Raw genomic sequence first — 25,236 nt, 5'->3', positions numbered from 1 at the left:
TTGATGGCTCCTCCGGGACGGGTCGTCACCATGCAACGATCCGGCGGATCGTTACGATCTGATTGAGCCAGCCGCTCAGCTTCGTGATCTTGACGACGTCGCCGGTCTTCGGCGCTTGGATGATCAATCCCTCACCGAGGTACATGCCGACGTGCCGCGGGTTGGACGCGGTGCCTTCGCTGCCGGGGATGAGGATGAGGTCGCCGGGCAGCAGCATCGCCGGGTCTGCGATGCCCGTTCCGGCGCGGACCTGGTCGGTGGTGACTCGGGGGATGGAGACGCCGCCGGCCCGGTACGCCTGCTGCATCAGCGAGGAGCAGTCGCATTGCTGGTCGGGGTTGCCGGAGTGCGGGTCGGTGCAGGACCCACCGAAGTGGTAGGGGGTGCCGAGCTGGCCGGCCGCCCAGAAGATGGCGGTCATGACGGCGGGTGGAGTGTTGACCGGCAGGGTGAAGCTCTCGGGCAGGGCGGCGAGCGCATCGGGCGAGCAGTCCGTGATGGTGCTGGTCAGTTGTTCGACGAGGTTGAGCGCGTCGTCGGACCACTTCGCGTAGGCGTCGGGGAACGCCGACGCCTGGACGGCTTGCGCGGCCTGGGTGAGCGGCATTCGTTCCCAGCCGCTGATGGTCTGGAGCTTGTCGTAGAACTTGCCTGCCTGGTATTCCGGCTTCGACAGTTGCTCGGCGGTGCCCCAGCCCTGGCTCGGGCGTTGCTGGAAGACGCCGAGCGAGTCGTGGTCGTTGCGGTCGCCGAGGAACGGCAGGTTGCGGAGTCCGGACTCCTGCATGGCGGTCGCGATGGCCACGACCCAGCCCCAGCGGGGAACGCCCTTGGCGGCGCCGACGTCGATGATGGTCGCGGCGATCTTCAGTTGTTCTGTGTCCCAGGTGCCAATGCCGGGCGGCTGACCGACGGGACCAGTCGGCGCGTTGGCGACGCCGCAGCCGGGTCCGCCGCCCATGACGGACGACAGCAGCAACACGGGCAGGCCGAAGCAGCCGACGATGATGACGGCGACGATGCCGATGACGGCTTTGGTCATAGCGATTGCCTTTCGTCGAAACAAAAGAGGGCCGGTGCTCCGCGCGGGTGCGCGCCCGGCAGGGCGAAGCGGGAAGCGGTTAGAGCGGGTGGACCAGCGGCAGCAGCATGAGGTGGGTGTCGTGGAGGAAGTCGGCGATCTGTGTGCTGGTCTCGAACAGTGGGTGGCCAATGTCGACGGCGGTGGCGTAGCGCCAGTCCCAGTGGCCCGGTTCGAGCGCCGGGACGAACCACAGCGCGTCGTGGGCGTCGAGGAACAAGGCGCCGCCGATCTGCGGGGCGAGCACGGTCATGGGCTGGCTGGCGCAGGTGGCCAGGCAGAAGCAGCCGGGGTCGGTGTAGGTGGTACGGGGTTGGCCGTGGTGGATCGGGCAGGTGCAGTCGCAGGCGCGTTCGTAGGCGTTGCGGTAGGTGCGGTACATGTCTGTCTCCTCAGGGGTGGTGAAACACGAAAAGGCCGTGGGCCGCCCACATGGGCGGCCCACCTTGAGCTGGTCGGGTTCAGTGGATGGCGTTGCCGAGCTCGTGCGCGGCCTGCCGCAGCAGGCGCTCGATACGCACGCTGCTGTCGTAGAAGTCGGATCGTGTGTCGATCTCTCCGGCGTTGGTCCAGTCCCAGTTGCCGCCGGGCATCGCGGTGACGTACCAGAGGTCGCCGCCTTGGTCGAGGAACAGGGCGCATCCCCATTGCTCGGCGAGCAGGGTCATGGGCTGGGTGGCGCAGGTGATGGCGCACGCGCAGCCGGACTCGTGATAGGTGATGCGGGTCTGCCGGTAGTGCAGCGGGCATCGGCAGTCGCAGAGTCGCTGCCAGGGCGCTGTGTAGGCCATGGGATCTCCTGGAGGGGTGGACATGAGAAACGCCTCGCAGGCCGCCGACTGTGGGCGGGCGTGCGAGGCGTGCGAGGTGGTTCGGCCGTCGTCAGTGCGGCGGCGGGGTGATGCGGGTGCGGCCCGGTCCGAGGAGCGCATCGTGTTGGACCTGGCGGGTTTCGTCGGCGGTGAGCAGGTAGGCGGGCAGCTGGGCGACGCCTTCGCGCCAGGCCCGGTAGAGGCGGTGTGTCCCGTCGATGAGCAGCGGTGCGGGCGTCTGGCCGTTAATGGCCACGTGGGCGACGATGACGGGCTTGGCCAGATCGGTGGTCATGGCGTACACGCGGTCGAAGCCGTCGCTGGCCGGGCCGATGAGGCTGACCGTGCGCTCGTGGCGGTCATCGACGCGGGTCAGGCCATACGCTTTGGCCCACGTCGCAACGTCGATGCTCCGGGTGCCGCACGGTCGTGCGGCGATCAGCGCCTCGGCCGCGTCGATGGAGAACGTCCATGGTCCGAAGTGGAACCACTGACCGTCGGCATGTTCGATGCTCACCGCTGAATGCCCAGGTGGCGAAGCACTTTGGCGGCGGTCAACGGTTCGCCGTCGACATTGGTTGGCGACGTGATGGTTCGCCAGCCTCGCCTCTCGAGGGCCAACCACAGGTGGTCGTCGAGCGCAGGGCCGGCGATGTGGAAGACGTCGCCGATGGTCGGCCTCCTGTTGCCCAGCAGGTGGTACGTGCAGGCGGCGAGGAACTTCTCCTCTCCGTACTCGCTGTCCCCGCGGTAGTCCTCCAGGACGTCCAGCTCGGAGCAGAACGTCTCGGCAGCGAAGTCCGCCGCTTCGCGGGGGGCCATTTCGCCCGGCGCCAACAGCCAGTAGGAGAAGGTCAGGGTGAGCTGGTGGTTGGTCTCGTAAGGAAGGGGTGCGTGACTGTTCCGGTAGATTTCGATCACGTACTGCTTCATCTGTCGTCCTTTGGTTGTCGGTTCTCGGTTTTCCGCGCCTCGCGGTGCGGGCGACGGTCAGACCGTCAGCAGGTCGAAGGCGGCCAGCTTGAGGTCGCCGACGTTGCCGGTCAGCACCCGGTTGGCGCGGGCGGTGTCGTCCTTGGCGGGCTGGTAGTGGTCGAGGTACTCGGTGATGGCCTGGTATCCGGCCCACCGGGTGCCTCGGATCGCCTTCTGGGTGTCGGCCTCGCGGATCAGGTACTTGAGGGTGCCGAGGCGCTGCTTGGCGTTGTTCTTGGTGATGTCGGACGCGTTGTCCTTGACCGGCCACAGCTGGCCGACGACGTTCTCGAACATGCGCGTCGTCAGCGGCTCGTTGAGCATCCGCTCGGCGGCCTTCTCGAACGCGCCCATGTACTTCCACATCAGGCCCAGTGCCTCGCGGGCCTGGCTGATCTGGGAGTTGACCTGGCTGGTGTGCCGGAAGGTGTAGTGGCCGACGGCGTGGGCGAAGGCGGCGCGCTGGGTGTTGGCGCACACCACGCGGATCGGGCTGGCGTCCACGCGCAGCGCGGTGGTGCCGTCGTGGGAGGTCGTGCCGATCAAGTAAAGGTCCATGCGGTCCACCCCGGCGATCTGCATCGCGTCGGGCAGCTTCATGGTCACGAACACGCTCTTGCCCTTGCGGAGGCTGCCAGCCGTCTCGAAGTGGGCGCCGCCCACCTGGTCCACGAGGCGGTCCAGCAGCTCGGCGCACTGCTCGTTCTGGACCACGGTGTAGTCGGTGCCGACCACGCCCAGATACTCGGTCTGGCCGGTGACGGGGTTGCGGCGTACGGTCATGCGCTTGTCGTCGGCAGGGATCTGGACCTCGACGCCGTTGACGATGTCGATGCCGACCGTGCGGATGGTCCGCACGCCCCAGTCGCCGAGCTTGGCGGCGGCCATGATCTCTTCGGCCTTCATCGTGGTCTGAGTGACGGTGCCGAGCTGGTGCCAGGCCGACAGCCGGGCGCTGGCGAAGGCGGTGGTGCCGTCGGCGAACGTCTCGAGTTCGTGTGCCACGGGGTTCTCCTTCTCAATACGGCGCGGGGGCCGAGCCGGACGGCTCGGCCCCCGCAAGGGATGGGTTGTGCTGTTGGATCAGGACTGCTCGGCGTCGTCCGCCTTCGGGAAGGCGAACTTCAGCGGCGCGTCGGAGACCATGACCACGCGGCCGGCGGAGCCGAGCTTGGTGCAGTTGTTGCGCACCGCACCCGAGCTGACCGTCCGGCCGAGCGCCGCGCCGATCCCGGTCGCGATGTCCTGCGGGGTCAGCGCCTCACCCGGACGGGCAGCGAGGTACTCGAACGTCAGCCGCTCCAGCTCGCCGCGGCCGAACGGCTGGCTGCCGTCGCCGTTGGCGGTCGAGTCGCTGCTGCGGCTCACGGTCGTCGTGACGCCCTGCGGGCGCGGAGGCGTCTGCTTGGGCAGGGTGACGACGTGGGTGGTTCCGTCCGGGGCGACGACGTGCAGCGTGCCGTCAGCCCGGACCAGGGGCAGCACCGCCGTTGCGGCGCCCGGCGCGTCCGCCAGGCCACGGATGACCTGGAAGCACAACGGGCAGCGCGGCGGTGCCGGGTTCGGGTCGACCTCGCTGGCCTTGGTCGGCCCGGCGATCCACCGTTCCGGCGTGCGGCTGCCCGCCTCCTGCGGCAGGCGGCGAGCGGCGTCGGCCTGCCCCATCGCGACCAGCAACCGGGAGACGGTCGCGATCCCGATGCCGCTCTCCTGGACGATCACGTTGAGGGTCGCGCCGTCGTCGCCGCAGTCACCCAGGACCGCCTTGATCGCCATAACCTTGCGGTCGCCCGGCCGACTCGGCTGCACGACGACCGGCGACCCGCCCGCGTCCTCCTCCTCCGCGTCGTCGGTGTCGTCAGCGTCGCCGTCCGTGTCGCCGTCGTCCGGGTCGGCGTCGTTGGCGTCGGCCTCGTCCTGGTCCTCACCGTCGTCCACGGCGTCCCGGTCGTCCGAGCCGTTCGCGTCGATGACATCGACGGGCGCGCCCGCCAACTCCTGGCTGCCGTCGTCGTCGGAGGCGTCCACGGCGTCAGGCTGGTCTGCCGGGAAGTCCGCGTCCGGGTAGGCGTCGGCGAACTCGTCACCGCCGGCGGGGTCCTCGTCGCCGAGGTCGGCGTCGATGGCGTCGGCCGGGTAGTCGGGCTGAGCCTCGATGGCATCGGCCGGGGTCGCCAGCGTCCACCGGGTGGGGGTGCCTTCGGCCGGGTCGGCGTCGGTGTCCACCGCGACGATCAGTCCGGCGTCGGCCAGGGTCCGGATTGCCTTGTCGGAGGTCGACCGGGCCTTGCCGGACTTCTCGGCCAGCTCGTGGACGTTGCCCTGGCCGAGTTCGGTCAGGGCGTCGAGGATCGCCTGCGTGGCAGGCGTCAGGGACAGGTGTTCCATAGAGTTCCCTCCTTGGGAACTGGTTGGTAGCTCGGCACCGTGCGGTGCCGGGCTTGTGGCGCGCCGGGTCGCGGGCAGCCGCGAACACGGCAAGGCACATGGAGCCGATGCGCTGCCGTTGATGTGGCTGCTGTCGCCCGGGGGCATGGATGGCGGCGCCGCCGCCGGTAGGTCAGCGGCCGGTGGCCGATGCGGCTCGTCGGGTGGTGGGCTTGTGTGCTTACGGCCGGTCGAGGCGCAGTTCCCAGCCACCGCCGAGTTCGCCGGGCTCGAACAGGTCGGCTCCGCGCTCGCGGTACACGGCGGTGAGCAGGCGGTTGATCTCGGCGAGTTCGGCGTAGGGATCGCCGTCGCGGTCGTCGAGCCAGAACCGCTCGCCAGGTTCGTCAGTGCGCTGGAAGACCTCGCCGTCCTCGTCGGGCCACAGCTGCTCGTCGGCGGAGGTGAGGTTCCACAGGATGATGTCGTTGCCGTCGTCCAGCTCGCCGAGGTGGGGATGGTTGAGGTACGCCATGACGGCGGTCGGGTAGCGGCGGTGGATGCGGGCGATGGCCTCGGTGAGCAATGCCTCCGCGACGCGCCCGGCCCTGGTGTCGTCCTGGATGGGTGCGTCGTCGGTGGGCTGTAGGACGTAGATCCCGCCTTCGGCCGGGTCGCGGTAGATCCCGGCGTCGGTGTGCGGCACCCGCACCTGCTTGCCGCCGCCCGGCAGGTTCAGCTCGGCGTCGGATTCGCCGACCCGGATGCGGGCGGTACGTCCGGCGAGGTGCCGGGCGCGACAGGAGTCGGTGTGGGGCAGCACGACGAGGACGGTGTCGCCGGGGTTGACGTAGCGCCGCCGCAGCGGCCGGGCCGGGTTCGCGTCGGCGTACTCGGTGCGGGCCTGATCGTCGATCAGCAGGTCGACCCAGTTACGGGCGTGCCGGTATGCAGCGGCACGCTCGTTGACGGTGGTGAGCTGGCCGGCGAATACGCCGGCCGAGCCGGTCAGGTCTTCCTCGTTGATGAGCAGGGTCCGCAGCCGGTCGACGGCGAGCAGCAGCTCGGCACGGGCACCGCGCAGGGTGTGCGCGGCTTCGGGTAGGTGGGCGGCGGCGGGAACGGGGTCGGTGGCGTGCTGGTCGAGGGTGCGGCCGGTGGCGCTGGCGACCCAGCGGCCGATCGTGTCGAGGTGCAGCACAGTTCCTCCTTCGCGTTGCGGGGCGGGCATGGCGAAGGCCGGTCGCAGCTGGGCTGCGACCGGTCCTCGGTGTTCAGGTGGTTGCCGGTTAGGCGATGGTGATGGCGCACAGTCGTGCGCTGGAGCGCAGGCTGCGCAGGTAGGAGCACCCTTCGTTGAGGAAGCGGAACTTGTCGGCCATCGAGTCGCTGGCGGGCTTGAGGAGGCGTCCGTCGGTGGTGATCAGTGCGTCGCCGACGATGGCGATGCGCCAGTGCAGACCGGCGTAGGTGGCCTCTCCGGCCTGGTAGGCGGCCAGCTCGTAGGGGTCGAAGGTGTGGCCGTCGGCGTAGGCGAGCATCGCGAGGATGCGCGGCTGCTGCTCGAAGCGGCGCCGAGCCTCGGCAAGGGTGACCTTGGCGGGGTCGGCGTGGTGCTGTGTGAGGAAGTCCTCCCAGGTGCGGGCCGGACGGGTGGTGGTGGCGATGTGGGCGTTGAAGGCACGCCAGCGCTGGCTTGCTTGGTGGGAGGCCTTGGTGGCGGTGCCGGTCAGGTCGAGGCGGCTTTTGCGGCCTCCGGCGGCCAGGGTGATCGCGCCGAACTTGCGGGCGGCGTCGAGCAGGTAGTAGCCGAAGAAGCGGGAGAGCCAACCGATGATGGCGCGGTGGCGGACGTGGAAGCGGCGGGACGGGGTGCCGTTGGCGTGGAGGAGGTCGTTGACCTTCTCGCTGGCGGCGAACCAGTCGGCGTCGGCGTTGGCGTCGAAGCAGACGGTGACGATCTGGTTGGCGAGCGGCGTGTTGGTGGGCATGGTGGGGTGCTCCGATCGAGAGGAGTGGGCATTGGGGGTTGCTGGTGGTGCCACCGGATCGCGGCGTCTGGGCCGGGGAGGCTGCCGTGCAGGCGCGGGCGTGGATCACGAGCCGACCGGGAGGTGGGCGATGGGTGATCGAGTCGGCGCGAGGCAGGTCCGGGGGGACAGACGGGCGGCGGTGCGAGCGAAAAGAAAGAGAAGAAGCTGCACCGTAGCTTCGCGACCTGACACCGCCACCTCTGTCAGGAACCGCGATCATGCCCTTGACCTGCACTGACAGGAATCGCCGGGCGGCTGCCAGGTTCTGTCAGAGGACGAAGACGCCGTCGTCGTCGTAGTTCGGGTTGTCTGCCACCGGCTGACCGTGATCGCTGGGCAGTTCCACGAGCCGGATTCGGCGGGTGCTGGCCGCGGGAAGCCAGACCGCTGCGGCCGGTTCGGCGTCGTGGGTCGCGGTCGCGGTCGGGACGTCGCCGCGCCGGCCGCGTAGGAGCTCGTGGAGGTGTTCTTCGCGCTGGTGGCTGCGGAGCCAGAACAGCACCGGGTACCGGGGGCCGCTGCGGCGGATCAGCGCGGCGTACCGGTCGAGCTTGGCGACCACCCGCCCGAGCGGTTCGCTGCCGGTGTCGGCCTCCAGGAAGAACCCCACGGTGGTGCCGCTGGCACTCCACAGCCCGTGTCCGTCGGCGGTGACGGTCCGGTACTGCTTGGTGGTGGTCGTCTCCGACCACCACCGATCCAGCCGCGTCTCGGCGCGGCGCCGGGAGAAGGTGGTCAGCCGGACGAAGAACTCGTTGGCCGTGAGCAGGTGTGTCAGGTTCGGGTTGGCCGACAGGCGCTGCACGAGCTGGCGACTCGACCGGCTGGTGGGCTCGGCCCGGTCGTGGGCGGCGGCCTGGAACCGGTGTCCGTTGTGGCCGAGCACCCAGTGCCATGGCTGGCTGCCGCCGCCGTCGCGGGAGAACCGGAACCGGTCCAGCAGGCCCAGGGCTCGAAGCTCGCCGAGGCGGATCTGGCAGGTGCGGCGGGCGGAGAACAACAGGCGGTGGATCTGGTCGGTGGTGAGGACTTGGTGGTCGTCGAGGAGTTGGAGCAGGTGACGGTCACGGCTGGTGATGTGGGGATAGATGGCCAGCAGGCCGGCAGCACGCGATTGCGGCATAGGTGGGTTCACCCCTGGAGAGAGAGTCCCGGTAGGGAGTCTGGATAGGTTGATCTTGATGTGGTCCGCTGATGGGCCGGGTCTGCGCAGCTCAGGGACCTGACAGTGCAGCGGGCGGGGCTCGTCTGAGGTCTCGTGTCGCAGACACCCCCAGACGAGCCCCCGATGCTGTACCCGGCCGAGGTCTCGCACGAGGCGGCCGGAGGAGGTGGCCGGTCAGCGTTCGCGTTCGGCCATTCGCCGTTTCATCGCCGTGCGGGCCAGCTGCTGCATCGGCGGCTCGGTGGTGTCGGTGGTGTGCGCTGCGGCGCATTCCATCCGGATCGCGGTGGCCTCACCGACGACCGGGACCGGTGGGTTGGTGACGAAGGTGAAGCTGGGCAGCTCCCGGTTGCCGACCAGCAGCCGGGCGGCGGCGGTGTAGATGTCGAGATGGGCGAGGTCGTGCTCGTCAAGCTCGGGTTTGGTGTGCCGGGACAGCTCCCGCGCGTCGGCCGGGTCGACGTTGAAGTAGAGCTTGCTGCGCGCGTTGGCCGACACCGCCGCGGCGACGTCCTTCGGCAGCTGCGCCAGGTCCTGGTGCGCCAGGACGAGCCCGAGCCGGAACCCTCGGGCCTCGGCCAGCATGTCCCCGACGCTGCCGGGCAGCGTCAGGAAGTTCTGGCACTCATCCACGTACAACGTGGCGTCTTTGCGCTGGTCCTCGGGGATGTTCGCCCGTGCGATGGCGGCCTGCCAGACCTGGGCGACGATCAGCGAGCCGAGGATGCGGCTGGTCTCCTCGCCGAGGATGCCTTTCGGCAGTCGGCACAGCAGCACACCGCCGTTGAGGATCTTGCCCATGTCGAACGAGCTGTGCGCGTTGCCGATCACGCTCTTGACGAAGTCCCTGAGCAGGAACGCCCGCAGCCTCGCCAGCACCGGGGCGATGACCTGGCCGCGGAACTGCTCGTTGATGCCGTCGTACCAGAGCCAGAACCCGCCGAGCCCGTCCGGGTCGTCCAGGCCGTGGGTGAACCTGGCCCGGAACTCCCGATCCTGCAACAGCGACGGGACCAGGCTCAACGTCGGCTTGGCGTGCCGCATCAGCGTCAGGCACGCTACGCGCATGGTGTCGTCCATACGCGGACCCCACTGGCCCTGGAAGATCTTCGCGAAGATCCCGACCAGGTTGTCCACCGCCAGGTGCGGATCGCCCCGGTCATCGAGCGGGTTGAAGCACCCCGGGTTCTCCTGATCCGGATCGATGATCACGATCCGTTTCGCGTGGGACGCGGGTAGCCGGTCGAGGATGTCGGTGATCAGGTCCCCGCGAGGATCGATGACCACCGTGCCACGCCCGGCTTTGATGTCGCCGAGGATCATGTTCAGCAGCAGCGTGGACTTGCCGACACCGGTCTTGCCGACGACGTGCACGTGCTGGCGGGCGTCGGTGACGTTGAGGCCCACGCTGTGGTGGCCGATCTGCGAGCGGCCTAGCACCTTCACTCCCCTGCCGCCGGCGGGCACGTGCACCGGCGCCGGCATCGCCTTGGCCCGGGCCCGGTCGAGGCCTGGCACGGCGAGGTCCTGCGGCAGCGCCGCGAGGGCCGCGAGCTCCGGCACGGTGGCCAGGAACCCGCGTCGCAGCCTGCGCCCGGCCACGGTGGCGACCGGTGCGGGCATCTTCATGCGCCGCAGCCGGTTCGGGCCGGTGTATGCGGCGGCAGCGGAGGCGATCGTGTGCCCGAGCCCGACGAGCCGCTCGCGGATCTGTCTGGCCCGTTCGGCGTCCGGCGGGTGCTTGTCGGCGGTGGCCGCGACCGCGAACCGGACGGCGATCTCGAAGTGCGGCACCTTGACCGCCTTGTCGACCAGCGTCCGGGCGTCAGCGGTCGCGACCGGGTCGCGCTCGGCCGTGCGTGCCGCTGTGCCCGACGCCGTGGTGCGCGTCCGGGATGTGCCCGGCGTGAACACCTCCAACATCCACAGCACCGGTTCGATGGCCAGCCGTGCCGCGCCGGACACGGCATGGCCTGCCATGTCCGGACGCCCGTGGGCCTGGCTGCTGGCCGCCGCCCGCCGGGCCGCCCGTCCCCGCCGCGCGGAGGCAGGCCGGGCGAGGACTTGCACGCAGGCGTGCTCACGGTGGTGCACTTCGGCTCCAGCGGCCAGCAGCGCCCGCAGCGGGTCGGCGTCGTGCTCGGTGCGCAGCGGCAGCACGTCGGTCTGCTGCGGCCAGTGCGCTCCGCCGACCTGTTCGCCCACCGTGAACGGGATCGGCGCTGCGGCTTCCTCCGTGGTGAGGGTCGCGGCGGGCCAGGCCGCGCGGACGGCGGCCTCGATCGCGCCGGGCGCTACGGTGCCGGGCGCCCAGACGCGGATTGTCAGGGCGCGGCCGGTCCAGGTGTACTCCCACGCCACGTGCGGCGTGCCGTACACACGCCGCCGCCACACCGAGGGCGTCAGGACGCCGGTGAGCGTCGTCCAGAACGCGGCGGCCGATTCCGGCGTGACCTCGGGCGGAGCGGCGATGGTCAGCCACCGCGCCCCGGCCGTGAACCGCTTGTGCCGCCAGGCGAGGAGCTGGTCATGGCCGAAGACGGCACCCACGATCGCGGCGGCGGCGATGAACCCCAGCCACGGCCGTGCGGCGATCCAGTGCCAGACATCGCCGGGCCAGGACGGTGTGGTCGTCATTCGACCTCACCGATCCCCGTGACGGCGATCTTGTGCTCGGCCGCCGACCCGACGCTGCGGAAGGGGATGCGGGAGCGGCCCGCGACGAGCAGGCCCTCGCCGCGCGGCGCCGACAGCAGCAGCCGCGACTCACCGGCGGTCAGGGCGAACGCTTCGGACACCGCGTCGATGGACTGGGTGCTCTGGCGCATCAGGACCTGGGTCGCGGCGTTGGACACCACGGCGCGGCCGAGGTCGGTCGAGAGCACGTCGGCGGCGTCCTGGGTGATCACGCACAGGCCTGCCGATCGCTTCCGGGCGGCCTTCGCCATCCGGAACAAGAACCGTGCGCCCTCGCCGTCGCGCATGAGCAGCCAGGCTTCGTCGACGACGACGAGCTGCCGCCGCCGGCGGGTGCTGGTGGGCGGAGTGTCGATGCCCGACCAGATGGAGTCGAGCGCGAGCAGCGTTCCGACCGTGCGCAGCTCGTCGGGCAGGTGCCGTAGCGACCAGACCACGAGGTGTCCGCGCGGCTTGGTGGTGGTCGGCCCGTCGAACAGGCTGGCGAAGTTGCCCCGGGTCCACGGCGCCAGGCGGGCGGCGAGCTGCACGGCGGCTGGGTCGTCGGCGGCGGCCAGGGTGTCGGCCAAGTTCCGTAGCAGTGGCGCGGGTTTGGTCCAGGTGGCCGGGTCGCCGTTGATCCCCGCCGCCGCGTAGGTGGCGGTGATCGCCCGGTCGAGGGCGGCTTTCTCGGTCGGCGGCGGTGTCGCGCCGAGCATGACCGCGATCAGCGTGTGCAGGTAGAGGCCACGCCGGGTCAGCGTGTCGGCCCGGTTGTGGTCGGGCAGGTCGAGCGGGTTGACCCGGACGCCTGGCTGACCGAGCTGGACGACGGTGCCGCCGACGTGCTCGGCCAGCGGCGCGTACTCGTCCTCGGGGTCGATGACCGATACGCCGGTGCCCTGGTAGAGGTTGCGCAGGACCTCCAACTTGACGAAGTAGCTCTTGCCGGCCCCGGACCTGGCCAAGACGACCGAGTTGTGGTTGTCCTGGCTCCACCGGTTCCAGATGACGACGCCGTTGGAGGTGGTGTTGACCCCGTACAGCACACCCTCGGGCGGGGCGACGACGCCCGGGGCAGCGGCGGCGAGGTCGGCCGAGGCGAGCGGGAACGCCGCCGCCAGCGCGGTGGTGTCCAGGATGCGGCGCATCCGCAGCGGATCCACACCGATCGGCAGGGTGGAGACCCAGCCCTGCTGATGGCGGAACGTCGCCGGTTGCAGGTCCAGCAGCACGCTGGCCGCGGCGGACTTCACGCCCGCGGTGACGGTGCGCAGCTCCTCGAGGTCGCGTCCGTGGACGGTGACGTAGATGCCCGTGTCGAACAGCTTCGCCGCGCCCCTGGCGACGCGCTCGGCGAGGTCGGCGGCATCGGCCGCCGCCGCGTCAACCATCGGATCACCCAACCGGCCCTGGTCGGCGTCGAGCCGCCGGGATGATTCGAGGCGGGCCCGCTGCCGCTTGAGCATCGGCGCGGCCAGCTGCGGGGCAACCGGGTCCAGGTGCACGGCGACGTCCACGCGGCCCGGGTAGGACAGCAGCGGGTCCAGCCACGCCGGGCCGACTTCGGCGGGGTACCCGCACACGGCGTAGGTGGCGGCGTACCCGTCGCCGACCTGAACGTGCCACGGCGTGACCGACAAAGCGGCCGGAGAGGGCATCCCCTCCCCCGCCGCGACACTCTTCTTTCTGGTTCTCAACAGGTTCACGTTGGGCTCCGTAGGGTGATCGGGGCACCGGGCACCGCTCGCGGGCCGGGCACCGCCGGGGAGAAGGGATCGACCGCGTTGGCCAGCGCCGAGGCGACCGCCGGCCCGTCCAGGGCCGTGGCCTCGACGCCGAGCCCGGACAGGGCGCGGACCGCGGTGTCGGCGACGTGCTCGCCGGTGACGACCGCAAGGACCTGCCGTCGCAACGGGTCGCGCTCGGTGTCCAGGTCGAGGAGGAACTCGGCGTAGTCGTCGGCGGCGGCCTGCAGCGCCGGGTGCGGCAGGCGCGGCGCGTTGTCGACGATCGCCTGCGCGTGGGCGGTCAGGTCGTGCCGCTGCGCGGCGACGACGATCTGCGCCGGACCGGTCAGCGAGTTGAGGAACCGGCCGAACCCGTCCAGCAGCGCGCCCTGCTCGCCGCCCGTACGCAAGTGGATGTTGGTGGTGCCGCAGGCGATGAGCACCTTCTTGCCGCCTTCGCTGGTCAGCACTCCCGTCGAGCTGACGGTCGTGACCGGCGAGCGCAGCGGCGCCGGAACACTCGGCTTGCCGGCCATCACCGCGACCGAGGTGGCCCGAGCCGCACCGGGCGTGAGGGTGCGCGAGCTGCGGGACAGCGCGAAACCGTGCCGGAGCCACACATCCAGCGGCAGGCCGTCACGGCGGCCGAGCGCCACCACGACGGCGATACAGAACACGATGATCCCGGCGACGAGCCAGGCGACCGGCGGCAGCAGGTGCCCGAAGGTGCGGTAGATGCCGAACCCGCCGAGGCCGACGCCACCGATGATGCCGAGCTGCCGGAACGTGAGCCCGAACGCGATGCGGTCAGGCTCGTTGACGTCGGCCGGGACCACGGCGCGAGGTGTGCTGTCGTCGTTGGTCATCGCCGACCTCGCACGACCCGGCCGAACGGCACGCGGCTGGTGACTCTCTGGATGAGCACCGACCGCAGAATGATCCCCGCGACGTTCGTCGTCTGGCCCTGCCGGGTCGCGAACCTCCGCATCATGCCGGGGATCTTGATCGTGGCCCACAGCAGCACGACCATGAGCAGCAGATTCATCACGTCCGAGCCGGGCAGCAGGAGCAGCGTGGGCAGGTTGGCCCCCGGATCGGTGATCAGCTGGATGCCGGTGGAGAACGCGACGGCCTGCAAGGTCGCGGTACCGAGGCAGCCCAGCAGGCTTCGCCACCACAGCTGCGCCGCACCCTGCGTCCACGGCGTGCAGTAGCAGGCCATCGCGGCGGGGGCGAGCCCGGCCAGGATCACCAGGACACCGACCCGCACGATCCAGCCGGTGACGAGGGTGAACATCAGCCAGACGATCAGCAGGCCGATGATCAGGGCGAGCACCGCGTTGTTCTCGTCGCTGATCGCGGCCATGACGCGGGTCCGCGCCATGTCGGCTGCTTCCGTGGTCGGCGCGGCGGTGCCGACCATCGACACCGTCAGGCTGTTGGCGATCTCGATGAGCACGCGGCACAGCGGTACGGCGAAGTTCGACAGGACCGCGCCGACGACCAGCCGGGGCACGAGGTCTTTGATGCCGTACCGCATCTCGACGGAGCCGCCGACCATCGTGGCGATGCCCGCGGCGAGGATCGCCAGGATGTAGCAGGCGTTGACGACCAGCGTGGCTTTGCCCGCGATCGTGGCCACCTGCGGCAGGACGGTGACGTCCGGCGACAGGAAGATGCTGGAGGTAAGGAAGGCCAGCAGCCCGCCGAGCAGGTCTTGCAGCCGATCGGCGAGCCAGCCGACCAGCCCGTTCATCAGCCAGTCGATCATGGCGGGTGACCTCAGCCGCCGAGGATGCCCTGCAACACCTGCAGGACAACCGGGGACAGGACCGCGAGCGCGTAGCCGATGAGCGCGGACTTGAAGTTGCCCTTGGCCTGTTCGACCTGGGCCGGGTCGCCTCCAGCGGCCATGTACCGCAGGCCGCCGATGACCAGGAACATCGTCGCGACGACCGCGATGATGCCCATCACCCAGCCGGTGATGCCGGAGATGACGTCCGGGAGGGACTTCGGAGCCGCCAGCGGCTGCGGTGCGGCAGCGGCGAGGTCGGCCAGGACGGAGAGAGTCGTGTGCATTGCGGCGCTCCACAAGGGATGTGGGGCCGCCGCGGCGGGGACCGGCGAAGGTCGGGTAGGTCCGGTGGGGGCGCTCCTCCCTTGCGGTATTTGCGAAGGGATCGCGGGTGTCAGTACGCCGCGCCTGTCGTGCCGGACCTGGCCTCGCCGGGTGTGTCCCACCGGGCGGGCATGCCGTGGATGACATGCACCGCCCAGATCTCGGCTGTCAGGCGAGATGAACTCCGCCTGCGTCTGTCACGGCCTGACAGCACCGGTCAGTCCGGTGGTGCTGGATGCGGCAGACAACGGGAGCGGGCACCGGATACGGCGAAGGCCGCCCCGGGCGGGTGCCGGGACGGCCTTCAGGAGTGGGGAAACGGGCCGAGCTATGCCGCCATGGCCGTGGTGCGGCGCGCGGTGGCGCGGGCCGGTCCGGCCAGATCGCCACGCTGGACGGCGGCGGCGACGGCGCGTTCGGCGCGTCGGCGGCGCATCCGCAACGACGATGCGGTCACGCCCTGCTCGGCTGCCAGCTGCTCGATCAGCCCGTCACCGAACCGGGTCGCGCTGATCAGCTCGGCGGCCTCGGCCGAGATGACGCCGGCGGCAGCGGCCCGGCCGAGCAACAGGTCCGGGTGCCCGTAGGGCAGCGACGGCAGCCGGGAGCCGCTGGTGAGGTCGAGCGGCAGTTCCTCGGTGTCCGTGCCCTTCACGACGCTGACCCCGGCCCGCCACGCCGCCCAGCACAGCCGCAGCCACAGCCGGGGTGGCTCCAGGTCCGCGGTGCGCAGGCCGTGGAGGAACCCGGCCAGGACTTCGGAGTCGACGTCGTCGGCATGCCGGGCGTTGCCTCGGCTGACCTTGGCCGCGAGGTGGGTGAGGGCGGGGAGCGCCACGCCGATCGCGCCGACGACCCATGCCGGCCCCCAATCGCGGGCGTGGTGGGCCAGCTGCCGCCAGAGCGCGTCGGTGGTGTCGCTGTCGTAGCGCTCGAACAGCACCAGCTTGCGCAGCTCGTTCAACGGCATCGTCCGGTCCGGCAGCCCCGGCACCGGGCGGGCGTCGAATACCAGCGGAGCCGGTTCGCACGTCAGCAACTCGAACGCCATCTCGGCGATGGTCAGCGCCGTGGTGGTGCCGCTCGGTCTCGCAGTGTTCGCCATGGTGAAGTCCCTTCGAGCAGGACCTCCTCCGTGCGGAGGCCCCGGTGATCTCGATTGGGACATCGCGACCTGACACCACAAGCGGTTGTTGGACCTCGGCAGGTCATGCCAGGTCGTGTCAGGGTTCGGCACCGCCAGACCGTCCCGGCATGGCTGCCCGACGGGTAGGGCTGACCGGATCTGTCAGGACGGGGGCGGGTTCGATCGGCCTGACAGCCGCGCACTGTGCATCGTCAGTACGCCCGCCGGTCCGGGGGCCACGTGCCCATGACCAACCACACCCATTCCAGCGCACCCGTCCCCGTGGGCGACGTGGTGCCCGGCGACCCGCCCGTGCCGATCACCGTCTGGGCGGTGCCCGCACCGCGTCAGGGCGAGACCATGTCCAACGGCATGGGCGTGCGCCTCGTGCACAACCTCACCCACCCGACCCACCTGGTCATCGACCTCACCGACGGGCCGCAGCTGGCCCGAGCCATCATCGCCGCCAGCCGTCGCAGTCACCTGCAGGCAGCCCGCCTGGTCGGCTGGGGCAAGGAGGCGGCGGCGCTGATCGTCACCGGCTGGCCCCTCGACGCCGGCGCCGGCACGCCGGCCGAGTTCTTCACCCGGTGCCGCGCCAACCTCCTGCCCGGCGGCTGCGTCGCGGTGCTCCTGGCCCACGGCGACCCGGTCTTGCCGGTCGACGTGGTCATCGCCGCGAAGCAGGCGGGCATGGCCTACCTGCAACACATCGTGGCGGCCGACCAGCCGCCGCAGCGCGGCCAGGCCACCAGTCTCGACATCCACACCGATGTGCTGATCATGACCCGCAGCGCGACCGATTCGGCAGGCGCCGATGGCTGAGGCCCTGCCGGTCACCTCAGTGTGGCTGACCTGCCAACAAGCGTCCCGCGACCAGCGCCGGGGCCGCTACGTGCCGGAGTCGTCCAGCCACCCGGGCAAGATGCTGCCGAACCTGGCGGCCAAAGCCATCAGCTCCTACACCGCACCGGGGGACCTGGTCCTCGATCCGATGTGCGGGTCGGGCACCACGCTGGTCGAGGCCATGCACCTCGGCCGGCAAGGGCTCGGCGTGGACATCGAACCGCGGTTCACCGCCTTGGCCGCCGCCAATGTGGCGCTGGCTACGACGCAAGCCGCCGCCGGCACGGCGAAGGTCCTCACCGGCGACGCCACCCGACTCCTCGATCTGGCACCCGCGTCCGCGGTCGGCAAGGTCGCGCTCGTGCTCACCTCGCCGCCGTACGGGCGCGGGACTCACGGGCTGGTCCAGGCAACGAGTACCGGGGTACGCAAGCGGGACCACCTCTATGGGGACCGGGAGCACGGCAACCTCGCCTACGCGGGATGGTCCCGCTTGCTCGACGGCTTCACCGAGATCCTCGCCGCCAGCTATCAGCTGCTGCGTCCCGGCGGGACCGTGGTCATCACCTGCCGTCCCGTACGCCGCCAGCGGGACGACCTGATCGACCTGCCCGGCGAGCTGCTCGCCGTCGCACAGTCGGTGGGCCTGGTCCCGGTGGAGCGGTGCGCCGCGATGCTCGCGGCCGTCCGCGACGGACAGATCGTGCACCGGGCCAGCATGTTCGGGCTGATGGCGGTCCGTCGCGCCCGCGCCGAAGGCGTACCGGTACACCTCGTGGCCCACGAGGATGTGCTGGTGCTGCGCCGCTGCTAGATGGCAGCAGCCGCCGGAGGGCGGATGCGAGCGATCCCACCCGCCCTCTGACAGAAATCCGCAGCTCAGCGACCCTACTGGCGGCTGTGCCCGTCTGCTGCTGAGCGCGGTGTCGTTCGGGTCGCGACGCCCCAGCCGTGGCCGGTCCCGCGTCCGCCAGATTCGGCCGACCTGTCAGGCGCACGGTCCGGGGTGCGAGTCCCGCGACGGTGATCGAGCGCACGCCGTCCCTCAGACGCCCCCGGGGAGACCTGGACGTCTGCGGGACGAGTCCCGCTGTCAGGTCCTGCTGCTCAACCGGGTAGCGGGACCTGACAGCGGTACCGGTTGGCGGCGCGGCCAGGCAGTCCCGCCCCAGTCCCGCAGCCGCCACCGCCGCTTCGAGACGGCGTTGTCAGAATCGCCGCGAGCTGCCTGTCAGGTCCCGCCAGGCCACCGAACCTGACAGGTCAGGTTCCGGGCGTCGCAGCACGGCTAGCCTGAAGGTTCTCCTTCTTTCCCATGTGCTGCTGACCTGACGCCCCGCGACGGCATCGCGCCCACCTCTCCGGTCGGCCGCCGCCGCCAACATCAGCCCAGCGCACCCATACACACGCCCCTCGCACCCACGCGATCACGGGGCGCGATACCTCCATCCCCGCAGGCGGCCACCAACCGGTGGCCGCCTTGCTGCATGTCCATGGGAGGACAGCATGCTCACACCCGCCTGGTACCTCACTGACGCCGACTGGTTCGGCCTCCTGCCCGACGCCCCGCGCCTGGACAACGACAGCCGTGACCTCATCGGCGACGCCGCCCGCCTGTTCCACGACGAAGCCGGGTTCAGCCCCGCGCGGACCGTCGCCGCGACGCACGTGATCCTGCTCGCCGTCGAGCACCTCGGCGACACCATCACCCACGCCGCCAACCAGTACGACCGGACGGAACTGGCCAGGCTGGTGTGCGGCCTCAACCTCATCCTGGCCCACCTCGCCCAAACCATCCAGCGCGCCGCCGAGCGCATTGACGGGCGGAACGTCCGCGCTCTCGACACCGCGCCCGCCGCGGCCGTGCAAGCCCTCACCAACAGCCTCAGCACCGCCGGCGCGAACGGAGAGCTGGCCGCCGGACACCTCAAAGAGGCGCATCTGACCCTGCACGGGCTGAGCAGGTAACCCAACCCATCCCGAGGCGCGCGGTCCAGCGACGGACGCGCGCCTCCATCACGTCCAGGAGACGCCATGAGCCTCTACACCCTGACCCCGAAACCCGGCAGCGAGCGATACACGATCCAGGTCGGCTGGACCCCTCACTGCGCGTACTTCGCCACCGTCGTCGACTTCGACTGGGACCCGGTGACCGACCCGGACAACAAGCCCGACCGCGTCCAGCTGCGCGGCGACATCGCCGACCCCACGGATGTGCTCGCGGCCGTCGCGCCGTACGCCGACATCCCGGACGGGCTCGCCGACCAGCTGCGCGCCGACAAGGCCGCCCACCCGCCGCTCCGACAAACGGCAGCGGCCCAACCGCAACCCGCTCCGCGAATGCCGTAGCCACACCACGCACCACCGATTCCGGCCGTCGCCCGGCCGACCGCGCGAACACGCGCACCTCCGGGCACGGCCGACAGCCGCGCCCGGATTCCCTCGCACGCCTAGAGGAGGAATCCCATGCACGGCAACAGCTCCAGCGGCGCACGCCGCCGACGCCCAGAAGTCACCCCGCAGGTCCTCGCCCTGCTGCACCGCGCCCAGCTCGGCGACCGTGACGCCTTCGCCGAGCTCTACCGGGCCTACCACGAGCCGGTCACCCGCTACGTCACCGTCCGCATGCGCGACCGCGACCGCGACGCGATCCCGGACCTTGTCCAGGAAGCCTTCGCCAGCGCCTTGGCCGAGCTGTCCACGGCGCTGCTCGACGTCCGCGGCTGGTTCATCATCCAGGCCGCGAAGGCGTGTATCCGCCACGACTGGTCGCGCCGCCGCTACACCCGCGCCGCATACACCGTGCGCGACCACGCCGCCCGCGACACCGCGCCCCCGCTGGTCGCCGACCCGCCCGAACGACCCGGACACATCACGTTCGTGCACGCCATGGCCCGGCTTACCGCCGCCGAACGCCGCGCGATCCAACTGCGCTACCTCGACGGCTACCCCCGCGACGCGGCAGCCCGCCTCATGGATCGCAGTCCCGAGGCGGTCCGGTGCCTGGAACGACGCGCCCTGCGCAGCATGCGCGCCACCTTCACCACCGCTGCGGTGACCTCATGACCGGCCCAGTGACCAACGGCCAGGAGCTGCACCGGCTGTGCGTGTTCGAGCTGGCGCTGACCTGCGGCCACCGCGTCACCCTCGCCGTGAACGGCTGGTACCCGGTGTCCGTCGCCTGCTGCGACCGGCTCGGCGGCACCGTCCTACACGGCAGCTACGTCCCCTACGCCTCCGATGTCGACTACGTCACCGTCGTCTCCGAGGACTACCAGTACCGGCCCACCTGCAGCCCGCAAGAGCCGAGCCAGCTCCTGGGCCGACGGTCCCGCACCGACGAGCCCCATCAAACCCCCAACGGCAGGTGGGTCAGCGCCGGGCGGTATCCCGCCCGAGTCGGGGCGGCCGACAGCCTCGACGGCACGACCACGCCGGCCACGGCCCGCTGACCCCGTTCCTCGAGGACGCCGCCTCACACGGCGGCAGAAACACAACAAACGGCCCGCCAAAGGCGGGCCGTCGTCGTATCCAGGACCCGGGACGCAACGCCTAGACAACGAGAGCGTCCCGGGTCTCCATCGAAATGGAGAACCTAGTGTTCATCACGATCCTCGGAATCGCCACCATCGCCGCGGCGATCCTCAGTATCGGCTTCGGGCTCGGCCACCTCGCCGCCCAGCCGACCCTCAACCGCGTATATCGCGAGCTTGCCGACGCGGCCTGGCAGCTCGCCCACGACCCGCTCACCGGACTGTTCAACCGCACCGGGCTGCAGGCCGTCTACTCCGGGTTCGCCGCCGCACCTGAACCGCAGCCCCTCATCGTCATGCTCCTCGACCTCGACGGGTTCAAGGAGATCAACGACACCTACGGCCACGACGGCGGCGACACGCTTCTCCTGGAAGTCGCGGACCGAGTCGGCCTGATCGCCGAGATCAATGGTGGCGCCGCCGCGCGGCTGTCCGGGGACGAGTTCGTCATCCTCCTGCCCGTCCGCGACCAGGAGATCCCCCGCGTCGCAGACGAGTTCGTCTCGGCGGTCGGCCAGCCCGTCCAAGTCGACACCGACAACGGACCGGTCGCGACCGCCGTCAAGGCCAGCCTCGGCGTCGCCGTCATCGACAGCACCGATCATCTCGAAGACGTCGCCCTGAACCGGGCCGACACCGCCATGTACCACGCCAAGCACCAGGGCGGAAACCGGCACATCATCTACGCGCCCGGCATGACCATGCCCGACCGGGAGCGCCGTCGCGGACCCCGCCCCCGCGACCTGCGCCACAACCGCCCCGGGGTGACCGCATGATCCCGGCCCGCGACGAGATGGCCTGCGCCGTGTGCTTCCTACCGCTCAACGTCATCAACGGCGAGTACGGGCACCCCATGCACCACGACACCGACGGCCACCAGCCCGTCCCGGTGCCTGTTCGCAACCTGGACACCGTGCGGCGCGTCTGCGACTTCTGCGGCGACCCGCAGTCCGCATGGTCGATCACAGGCGGCAGCGTCGCCGTCCTCGGCGTCGGCGCGCAGCAGGACCTGCTGCAAGACCTCGGCGAGGTCTGGGCAGCATGCGTCCCGTGCACGATCGACATCGAAGCGGGCCGCAACCACGCGCCCGCCGAACGTGCCGCGCGCCGGGCGGGTCTGTACCGCGACGCCGCAGCCCGTGCGGCGTACCGAACGCTGCACACCGGGTTCCTCGCCGACCGGCGTCCCGGCCGAACACTCATCACCACCACCGCGTGGCCCGACCTCAACCTCGGCGCACGCGATCTACCCCGAATCCGCGACGGTCTCACCCGGTTCTGCCGAGGCCCGCTCGGCCTGCCGGCGACAACAAGAGTGCCGCCGCTACGGCCGCACCTGGCCGACTCGCTTGACCGTGCACGCCTCCACTGGGTCGACGACGACTTCACCAACATGGCCGAAGCCGCCGCAGCCGACCTCCCGGCAGTGACCGTAGCCCGCGACCTCGCACCGTGCGACGACGGACTGCTCATCTGGTCCCGACCCATCGCACCTCGCGGCATCACCGCCGCTACCTGGACACGCCACGACGACACCATCTGGATCGTCCTCTACCGCGCCATCGGCGGCGGCCTCAGGGACGAGGCCATGCAGGCACTCCGTGATGACGCGGGCTGGCTCGCCCCGATCCGCGATCAGGTCCTCCATCCCGGCCAACGCCTCGGCGAGGGCGGAAGCCAGCCGATCGCGCCGGTCCTGACAACCTGGCTCCTCGTTGCCCAAGGCGCCGCCGAAGCCGAGCCCGCGGCGATCGACAAGAACGTCCGCAAGAAGTACGAACGGACGAAGCGCCCTCTACCCGACGTGCGAATCGTTCACATCCGAACCCATCACAAGGCGAACACCAGCTCACGGACAGCAACCAACAGGGCGTACACCAACCGAGTCTGGGTGACCGGCCACTGGCGCGATCAGCCCTACGGCCCCGGCCGAGCACTGCGCCGCCCCGTCTACATCCATCCCCACCTCCGAGGCCCCAAGGATGCAGAGATCAAGCTCAGCACTACGGTGCGCATCCTCGGCAGGCATGGGTCCAACGACACGCGAGAGGCCGACAGCATCTAGCGAAACTGGGCGGTGGCGGGACCATCCCGCCACCGCGATGTCCGGTCACTATCGAAGTTGATGAGAATAGCCATGTGCACGGAGCGGAGGGTGGGAGCTGTCGCTTCTGGTTGAAGATTGTGGATAACGGCCATGGCGGCCAGCGGCTCTCAAGTGGGTTCGGACGTTTCCGCGCTCGGTTGTCCGCATGTACTTTGTGGTTTCCCCGATGGGGGATGACCCACTACTGTCCGTTCCTGTCGAACCCGGGACGCGTTCGTCACGAACGTCACCGAGCAGCTGTGCACGCTAGGCGAGGCGCTGCTCGAACAACTGGTCGGCTGGCTGGCCGCGTAGACGCCAATAGGTATCCAGCAGACGCCGGCGGTCCTCGCCCGCAGGTAGGCACCAACGGTCGATCTTGACGAAGTCGTCGGTGTCTTCGGCCCGCGCGGCGTGGTCGAAGTCGAGCAGGACGATGTGTCAGCCTGGCCGGATGAGGATGCTATCTGGGTGGATGTCCTGATGGGTTATCACGATCGGGTGATCACCGAGTAGGTCGACATGGACGGCGCCGTGTCGGCGGGCGTCCTCGGCGAGGTCGACGGCGAGCACGTTGGCGATCCTGTGGAACCAGCAGTGCTGTTCCCGGGCGCCAGGGAAGACCTCGCACAGTGCCGACCAGAACCCCAGCGCGCCGTCGCCGACCGCCAGGACCGGGGCGCGCGTACCGCGGCGCTTGCAGTCGCGCAGCCGGGCTTACCGCGTCTACCGGGCTCGGCCCCGTGAGGCCCCCCTTTACCGCCCGCATATGCATGGCGTCGATGCTGGCCCGCGACCAGTCGATCTGTCCCGCGGCGCCGAGCACATCGAGCGTCGCCCGGTGCAGCGCGGCCATCACACCGAGCGCGACCCACTCGGTGAACCGGCGGTGCGTGGTCTTCGACGAGATCGGGAACGAGGCGGGCAGTTCGTCCCAGGCGCAGCCGGAGTCCAGGACGTACAGGATCGCCGCGAGTGTGATCCGGTCATCGATCCGCCGCCGCCCGCCACCCTGATGCCGTTTCGGGTGCTCGGGCAGCAGCGGCCGCGCGAGGTGCCACAACGCTTCCGGGCAATACTTCTCTACATCACCCATGACCGGACAACGAACGACCTTGCCCAGCAACAACCCCAAATGAGATGCGGTCTTAGCCTCAATCCACCGACTGGCCTTGGGTCGCGGCCGTCGTCCAGCGTTGCATCGACTGCTACTGATTGAATGTCGGTGGGCGTGATGGGGCCGCCGGGCGTTCCGGCGTGCTCCGTGGTGGTGGTCGGGCCCGGGGTAGGCGGTTGGTCTGGGTCAGGCTGTGGTGGGTGGTGCGTGGACGGGGAGCTGGCAAGATCGCGTGCGCGCTCATCGGCAGATCAGTACGCTCGGAGCCGCAGAGAATCGTTCTCCGTCGCGAGCCGCTTTCGTCGTTCGCTGCATGAATGTGACCAGTTTGTGGCCGCGTTAGGGAGTTGTCGTGTCATACGGATACATCGGATCGATGAAGGTCAAGCCGGGCCATCGGGATGAGGTCGTGGACATCCTGCTGAGCGGTGCTGATGGCCTACGCAAGGCCGGATGCGACCTGTACATCGTGAGCATCTCGGACACCGACGACGTCACCATCTGGGTGAGTGAGGTGTGGCAGAGCAAGGATAAGCACGACGCTTCCCTCCAGCTTCCCGAAGCCAAGGCGGCGATCGGCAAGGCTATGCCGATGCTCACGGGCGAGTTCACCAGCCAAGAAGTAACCGTGGTGGGAGGTCTGGGCGTGTAAGCCCGCTCGTCGCCGTCCCTGCTGCTTGCCTCCCTCACGACCCGGGGTCTCACGGGCCGCGGCGCACTCAACTCGGCAGATCCGGTAGCCGTCTGAGACCTGGTTCCCGCTACTCAACGTAGCTCCGGCCGGCCAGCCGACGGGCCGGACCCGTGTCGTGGGCCTGTCGAGGCGGTCGGTGGGCACGCCGTTCCGCCGGCGTGACCTGCGGTTTGTCGGCCAGTTTGGGGATCACCTCGTTCGGGTGGTTTTCGATGTTCGTGAGTTTCGGGCCCACCGTTGCTGGTGGGAGCATCGGCTGGTTTGGACGGGAGCCTGCCGATGGCGTCGATGTCGAAGGTTGACCTGTTCGCGGCGATCCGACGGGGCTCGCGGGCCGGCATGTCCGTGCGGGCGTTGGCCCGCCAGCACCGGGTCAGCCGGCGCACGGTGCGTTCGGCGCTGCTGTCGGCGTGGCCGGAGCCACGCAAGCCGCTGCCACCGCGGCCGTCGAAGCTGGATGAGTTCAAACCGATCATCGACGGCATCCTGCGCGCGGATCTGGACGCGCCCCGCAAGCAGCGGCACACGGTGAAACGGATCTATGACCGGCTGATCGACGAGCACGACATGCTCGACGTGTCCTACGCGGTGGTCCGGGCCTACGTCGCGGACCGCAAGCCGAAGATCCGGGCCGAGGCCGGCCGCGGACCGGTCGACGTGTGCGTGCCGCAGACGCATCGGCCGGGTGTCGAGGCGCAGGTCGACTTCGGGGAGGTCGCGGTTAACCTACGCGGCGAGCAGGTGACCTGCAAGGGAAACTGACCCACCTGGGCCCGGAAGTCGCGCACATCTGGGCCCCGTTCTCACGGACGGAGCCACGGGCCACCGGGCCTCGCAGAACTCACGCTGGACCTCAAAGGTCGAGCGAGCAGGGCG

At 70.1% G+C, this 25,236-nt stretch carries 27 protein-coding genes and 2 pseudogenes; 10 read left to right on the top strand and 19 right to left on the bottom strand.

All coding sequences use genetic code 11. The annotated features are described in order from the left end of the window. Window positions 1-25: 25 nt before the first annotated feature. From ABT297_RS25100 to ABT297_RS25025, 16 genes are all read right to left on the bottom strand, one after another. Window positions 26-1,042 carry a C40 family peptidase gene (locus ABT297_RS25100; RefSeq protein WP_350553817.1) on the bottom strand — a complete coding sequence of 339 codons (1,017 nt, stop codon included), beginning with the start codon at window positions 1,040-1,042 and terminating at the stop codon, window positions 26-28. Between the two features lie 79 nt (window positions 1,043-1,121). Then, window positions 1,122-1,463 carry a hypothetical protein gene (locus ABT297_RS25095; RefSeq protein ID WP_350553815.1) on the bottom strand — a complete coding sequence of 114 codons (342 nt, stop codon included), beginning with the start codon at window positions 1,461-1,463 and terminating at the stop codon, window positions 1,122-1,124. Window positions 1,464-1,542: 79 nt separating this feature from the next. After that, entirely contained in the window at window positions 1,543-1,872 is a 330-nt protein-coding gene (locus tag ABT297_RS25090; protein WP_350553813.1) for a hypothetical protein, read from the bottom strand. A gap of 91 nt (window positions 1,873-1,963) precedes the next feature. Next, entirely contained in the window at window positions 1,964-2,410 is a 447-nt protein-coding gene (locus tag ABT297_RS25085) for a hypothetical protein (protein ID WP_350553811.1), read from the bottom strand. Further along, window positions 2,407-2,826: a hypothetical protein gene (locus ABT297_RS25080; protein ID WP_350553809.1), complete on the bottom strand. Its 420-nt coding sequence runs from the start codon at window positions 2,824-2,826 to the stop codon at window positions 2,407-2,409. Before ABT297_RS25080 ends, ABT297_RS25085 begins: the two co-directional genes overlap by 4 nt. 57 nt (window positions 2,827-2,883) lie before the next feature. Next, the gene (locus ABT297_RS25075; RefSeq protein WP_350553807.1) at window positions 2,884-3,873 is read right to left on the bottom strand and encodes a DUF932 domain-containing protein; all 990 of its coding nucleotides are present in this window, start codon (window positions 3,871-3,873) and stop codon (window positions 2,884-2,886) included. A 78-nt stretch (window positions 3,874-3,951) separates the two neighbouring features. Continuing rightward, complete coding sequence (locus tag ABT297_RS25070) at window positions 3,952-5,256, bottom strand: MarR family transcriptional regulator (protein ID WP_350553805.1); 1,305 nt, start codon at window positions 5,254-5,256, stop codon at window positions 3,952-3,954. Between the two features lie 220 nt (window positions 5,257-5,476). Then, the gene (locus ABT297_RS25065) at window positions 5,477-6,436 is read right to left on the bottom strand and encodes a hypothetical protein (protein ID WP_350553803.1); all 960 of its coding nucleotides are present in this window, start codon (window positions 6,434-6,436) and stop codon (window positions 5,477-5,479) included. Between the two features lie 88 nt (window positions 6,437-6,524). Beyond that, complete coding sequence (locus ABT297_RS25060) at window positions 6,525-7,226, bottom strand: hypothetical protein (RefSeq protein ID WP_350553801.1); 702 nt, start codon at window positions 7,224-7,226, stop codon at window positions 6,525-6,527. 310 nt (window positions 7,227-7,536) lie between these two features. Next, window positions 7,537-8,391 carry a replication-relaxation family protein gene (locus ABT297_RS25055; protein ID WP_350553799.1) on the bottom strand — a complete coding sequence of 285 codons (855 nt, stop codon included), beginning with the start codon at window positions 8,389-8,391 and terminating at the stop codon, window positions 7,537-7,539. A 216-nt stretch (window positions 8,392-8,607) separates the two neighbouring features. Beyond that, a complete protein-coding gene (locus ABT297_RS25050; RefSeq protein ID WP_350553797.1) occupies window positions 8,608-11,070 on the bottom strand; it encodes a type IV secretory system conjugative DNA transfer family protein in 2,463 nt (820 codons plus the stop codon). Then, on the bottom strand, window positions 11,067-12,770 hold the full coding sequence (locus tag ABT297_RS25045) for a VirB4 family type IV secretion system protein (protein ID WP_350553839.1): 1,704 nt from the start codon (window positions 12,768-12,770) through the stop codon (window positions 11,067-11,069). The genes ABT297_RS25050 and ABT297_RS25045 overlap by 4 nt, the downstream gene beginning before the upstream one ends. Window positions 12,771-12,814: 44 nt before the next feature. Then, window positions 12,815-13,705 (bottom strand): PrgI family protein, encoded by an 891-nt coding sequence (locus ABT297_RS25040; RefSeq protein ID WP_350553795.1) that lies wholly within the window; start codon window positions 13,703-13,705, stop codon window positions 12,815-12,817. Beyond that, on the bottom strand, window positions 13,702-14,610 hold the full coding sequence (locus ABT297_RS25035) for a conjugal transfer protein TrbL family protein (protein ID WP_350553793.1): 909 nt from the start codon (window positions 14,608-14,610) through the stop codon (window positions 13,702-13,704). Before ABT297_RS25035 ends, ABT297_RS25040 begins: the two co-directional genes overlap by 4 nt. A gap of 11 nt (window positions 14,611-14,621) precedes the next feature. Continuing rightward, a complete protein-coding gene (locus ABT297_RS25030; RefSeq protein ID WP_350553791.1) occupies window positions 14,622-14,918 on the bottom strand; it encodes a pilin in 297 nt (98 codons plus the stop codon). Between the two features lie 368 nt (window positions 14,919-15,286). Next, window positions 15,287-16,063, bottom strand: a complete 777-nt coding sequence (locus tag ABT297_RS25025) for a hypothetical protein (protein ID WP_350553789.1) — start codon at window positions 16,061-16,063, stop codon at window positions 15,287-15,289. A gap of 267 nt (window positions 16,064-16,330) precedes the next feature. On the opposite strand from ABT297_RS25025, the gene ABT297_RS25020 reads away from it, so the two are divergent. From ABT297_RS25020 to ABT297_RS24985, 8 genes are all read left to right on the top strand, one after another. Next, a complete protein-coding gene (locus ABT297_RS25020) occupies window positions 16,331-16,909 on the top strand; it encodes a protein-tyrosine phosphatase family protein (RefSeq protein WP_350553787.1) in 579 nt (192 codons plus the stop codon). Continuing rightward, entirely contained in the window at window positions 16,902-17,744 is an 843-nt protein-coding gene (locus tag ABT297_RS25015; protein ID WP_350553785.1) for a TRM11 family SAM-dependent methyltransferase, read from the top strand. The genes ABT297_RS25020 and ABT297_RS25015 overlap by 8 nt, the downstream gene beginning before the upstream one ends. Window positions 17,745-18,436: 692 nt before the next feature. Continuing rightward, window positions 18,437-18,898 carry a hypothetical protein gene (locus ABT297_RS25010; protein ID WP_350553783.1) on the top strand — a complete coding sequence of 154 codons (462 nt, stop codon included), beginning with the start codon at window positions 18,437-18,439 and terminating at the stop codon, window positions 18,896-18,898. A gap of 66 nt (window positions 18,899-18,964) precedes the next feature. Further along, window positions 18,965-19,279: a hypothetical protein gene (locus ABT297_RS25005; protein ID WP_350553781.1), complete on the top strand. Its 315-nt coding sequence runs from the start codon at window positions 18,965-18,967 to the stop codon at window positions 19,277-19,279. A 117-nt stretch (window positions 19,280-19,396) separates the two neighbouring features. Continuing rightward, a complete protein-coding gene (locus ABT297_RS25000) occupies window positions 19,397-19,996 on the top strand; it encodes an RNA polymerase sigma factor (protein WP_350553779.1) in 600 nt (199 codons plus the stop codon). Further along, window positions 19,993-20,382 (top strand): hypothetical protein, encoded by a 390-nt coding sequence (locus ABT297_RS24995; protein ID WP_350553777.1) that lies wholly within the window; start codon window positions 19,993-19,995, stop codon window positions 20,380-20,382. The genes ABT297_RS25000 and ABT297_RS24995 overlap by 4 nt, the downstream gene beginning before the upstream one ends. A 146-nt stretch (window positions 20,383-20,528) precedes the next feature. Continuing rightward, the gene (locus tag ABT297_RS24990) at window positions 20,529-21,239 is read left to right on the top strand and encodes a GGDEF domain-containing protein (RefSeq protein WP_350553775.1); all 711 of its coding nucleotides are present in this window, start codon (window positions 20,529-20,531) and stop codon (window positions 21,237-21,239) included. Then, complete coding sequence (locus ABT297_RS24985; protein ID WP_350553773.1) at window positions 21,236-22,528, top strand: hypothetical protein; 1,293 nt, start codon at window positions 21,236-21,238, stop codon at window positions 22,526-22,528. The genes ABT297_RS24990 and ABT297_RS24985 overlap by 4 nt, the downstream gene beginning before the upstream one ends. 462 nt (window positions 22,529-22,990) lie before the next feature. Here the strand turns inward: ABT297_RS24985 and ABT297_RS24980 are convergent, their stop codons facing one another. The 3 genes and pseudogenes from ABT297_RS24980 to ABT297_RS24970 all read right to left on the bottom strand — a co-directional run. Beyond that, window positions 22,991-23,122 carry a hypothetical protein gene (locus ABT297_RS24980; RefSeq protein ID WP_350553841.1) on the bottom strand — a complete coding sequence of 44 codons (132 nt, stop codon included), beginning with the start codon at window positions 23,120-23,122 and terminating at the stop codon, window positions 22,991-22,993. Then, window positions 23,114-23,260: pseudogene (locus ABT297_RS24975) on the bottom strand (transposase); the annotation flags it as partial. The gene ABT297_RS24980 and the pseudogene ABT297_RS24975, both read right to left, overlap by 9 nt. 190 nt (window positions 23,261-23,450) lie before the next feature. Then, window positions 23,451-23,645 (bottom strand): annotated as a pseudogene (locus ABT297_RS24970) (transposase); the annotation flags it as partial. Between the two features lie 397 nt (window positions 23,646-24,042). Between ABT297_RS24970 and ABT297_RS24965 the strand changes: the two are divergent. Then, window positions 24,043-24,318 carry a putative quinol monooxygenase gene (locus ABT297_RS24965; RefSeq protein ID WP_350553771.1) on the top strand — a complete coding sequence of 92 codons (276 nt, stop codon included), beginning with the start codon at window positions 24,043-24,045 and terminating at the stop codon, window positions 24,316-24,318. Window positions 24,319-24,648: 330 nt separating this feature from the next. After that, the gene (locus tag ABT297_RS24960; RefSeq protein ID WP_350553769.1) at window positions 24,649-25,122 is read left to right on the top strand and encodes a hypothetical protein; all 474 of its coding nucleotides are present in this window, start codon (window positions 24,649-24,651) and stop codon (window positions 25,120-25,122) included. The last annotated feature ends 114 nt before the right edge of the window (window positions 25,123-25,236 follow it).

It is taken from the genome of Dactylosporangium sp. NPDC000555 (assembly GCF_040300025.1).
Taxonomy (GTDB): Bacteria; Actinomycetota; Actinomycetes; order Mycobacteriales; family Micromonosporaceae; genus Dactylosporangium.
This window is presented reverse-complemented; position numbering and strand designations above follow the sequence as displayed.

Bases quoted from the DNA above. Each gene is read 5' to 3' on its own strand.
- ABT297_RS24995 (WP_350553777.1), top strand. From the start codon at position 19,993: ATGACCGGCCCAGTGACCAACGGCCAGGAGCTGCACCGGCTGTGCGTG.
- ABT297_RS25050 (WP_350553797.1), bottom strand. From the start codon at position 11,070: ATGACGACCACACCGTCCTGGCCCGGCGATGTCTGGCACTGGATCGCC.
- ABT297_RS25080 (WP_350553809.1), bottom strand. From the start codon at position 2,826: ATGAAGCAGTACGTGATCGAAATCTACCGGAACAGTCACGCACCCCTT.
- ABT297_RS25070 (WP_350553805.1), bottom strand. From the start codon at position 5,256: ATGGAACACCTGTCCCTGACGCCTGCCACGCAGGCGATCCTCGACGCC.
- ABT297_RS25005 (WP_350553781.1), top strand. From the start codon at position 18,965: ATGAGCCTCTACACCCTGACCCCGAAACCCGGCAGCGAGCGATACACG.
- ABT297_RS25000 (WP_350553779.1), top strand. From the start codon at position 19,397: ATGCACGGCAACAGCTCCAGCGGCGCACGCCGCCGACGCCCAGAAGTC.
- ABT297_RS25035 (WP_350553793.1), bottom strand. From the start codon at position 14,610: ATGATCGACTGGCTGATGAACGGGCTGGTCGGCTGGCTCGCCGATCGG.
- ABT297_RS25030 (WP_350553791.1), bottom strand. From the start codon at position 14,918: ATGCACACGACTCTCTCCGTCCTGGCCGACCTCGCCGCTGCCGCACCG.
- ABT297_RS24965 (WP_350553771.1), top strand. From the start codon at position 24,043: ATGAAGGTCAAGCCGGGCCATCGGGATGAGGTCGTGGACATCCTGCTG.
- ABT297_RS24960 (WP_350553769.1), top strand. From the start codon at position 24,649: ATGTCGAAGGTTGACCTGTTCGCGGCGATCCGACGGGGCTCGCGGGCC.
- ABT297_RS25055 (WP_350553799.1), bottom strand. From the start codon at position 8,391: ATGCCGCAATCGCGTGCTGCCGGCCTGCTGGCCATCTATCCCCACATC.
- ABT297_RS25015 (WP_350553785.1), top strand. From the start codon at position 16,902: ATGGCTGAGGCCCTGCCGGTCACCTCAGTGTGGCTGACCTGCCAACAA.
- ABT297_RS25060 (WP_350553801.1), bottom strand. From the start codon at position 7,226: ATGCCCACCAACACGCCGCTCGCCAACCAGATCGTCACCGTCTGCTTC.
- ABT297_RS25020 (WP_350553787.1), top strand. From the start codon at position 16,331: ATGACCAACCACACCCATTCCAGCGCACCCGTCCCCGTGGGCGACGTG.
- ABT297_RS25010 (WP_350553783.1), top strand. From the start codon at position 18,437: ATGCTCACACCCGCCTGGTACCTCACTGACGCCGACTGGTTCGGCCTC.
- ABT297_RS24985 (WP_350553773.1), top strand. From the start codon at position 21,236: ATGATCCCGGCCCGCGACGAGATGGCCTGCGCCGTGTGCTTCCTACCG.
- ABT297_RS25045 (WP_350553839.1), bottom strand. From the start codon at position 12,770: ATGCCCTCTCCGGCCGCTTTGTCGGTCACGCCGTGGCACGTTCAGGTC.
- ABT297_RS25040 (WP_350553795.1), bottom strand. From the start codon at position 13,705: ATGACCAACGACGACAGCACACCTCGCGCCGTGGTCCCGGCCGACGTC.
- ABT297_RS25025 (WP_350553789.1), bottom strand. From the start codon at position 16,063: ATGGCGAACACTGCGAGACCGAGCGGCACCACCACGGCGCTGACCATC.
- ABT297_RS25095 (WP_350553815.1), bottom strand. From the start codon at position 1,463: ATGTACCGCACCTACCGCAACGCCTACGAACGCGCCTGCGACTGCACC.
- ABT297_RS25100 (WP_350553817.1), bottom strand. From the start codon at position 1,042: ATGACCAAAGCCGTCATCGGCATCGTCGCCGTCATCATCGTCGGCTGC.
- ABT297_RS25090 (WP_350553813.1), bottom strand. From the start codon at position 1,872: ATGGCCTACACAGCGCCCTGGCAGCGACTCTGCGACTGCCGATGCCCG.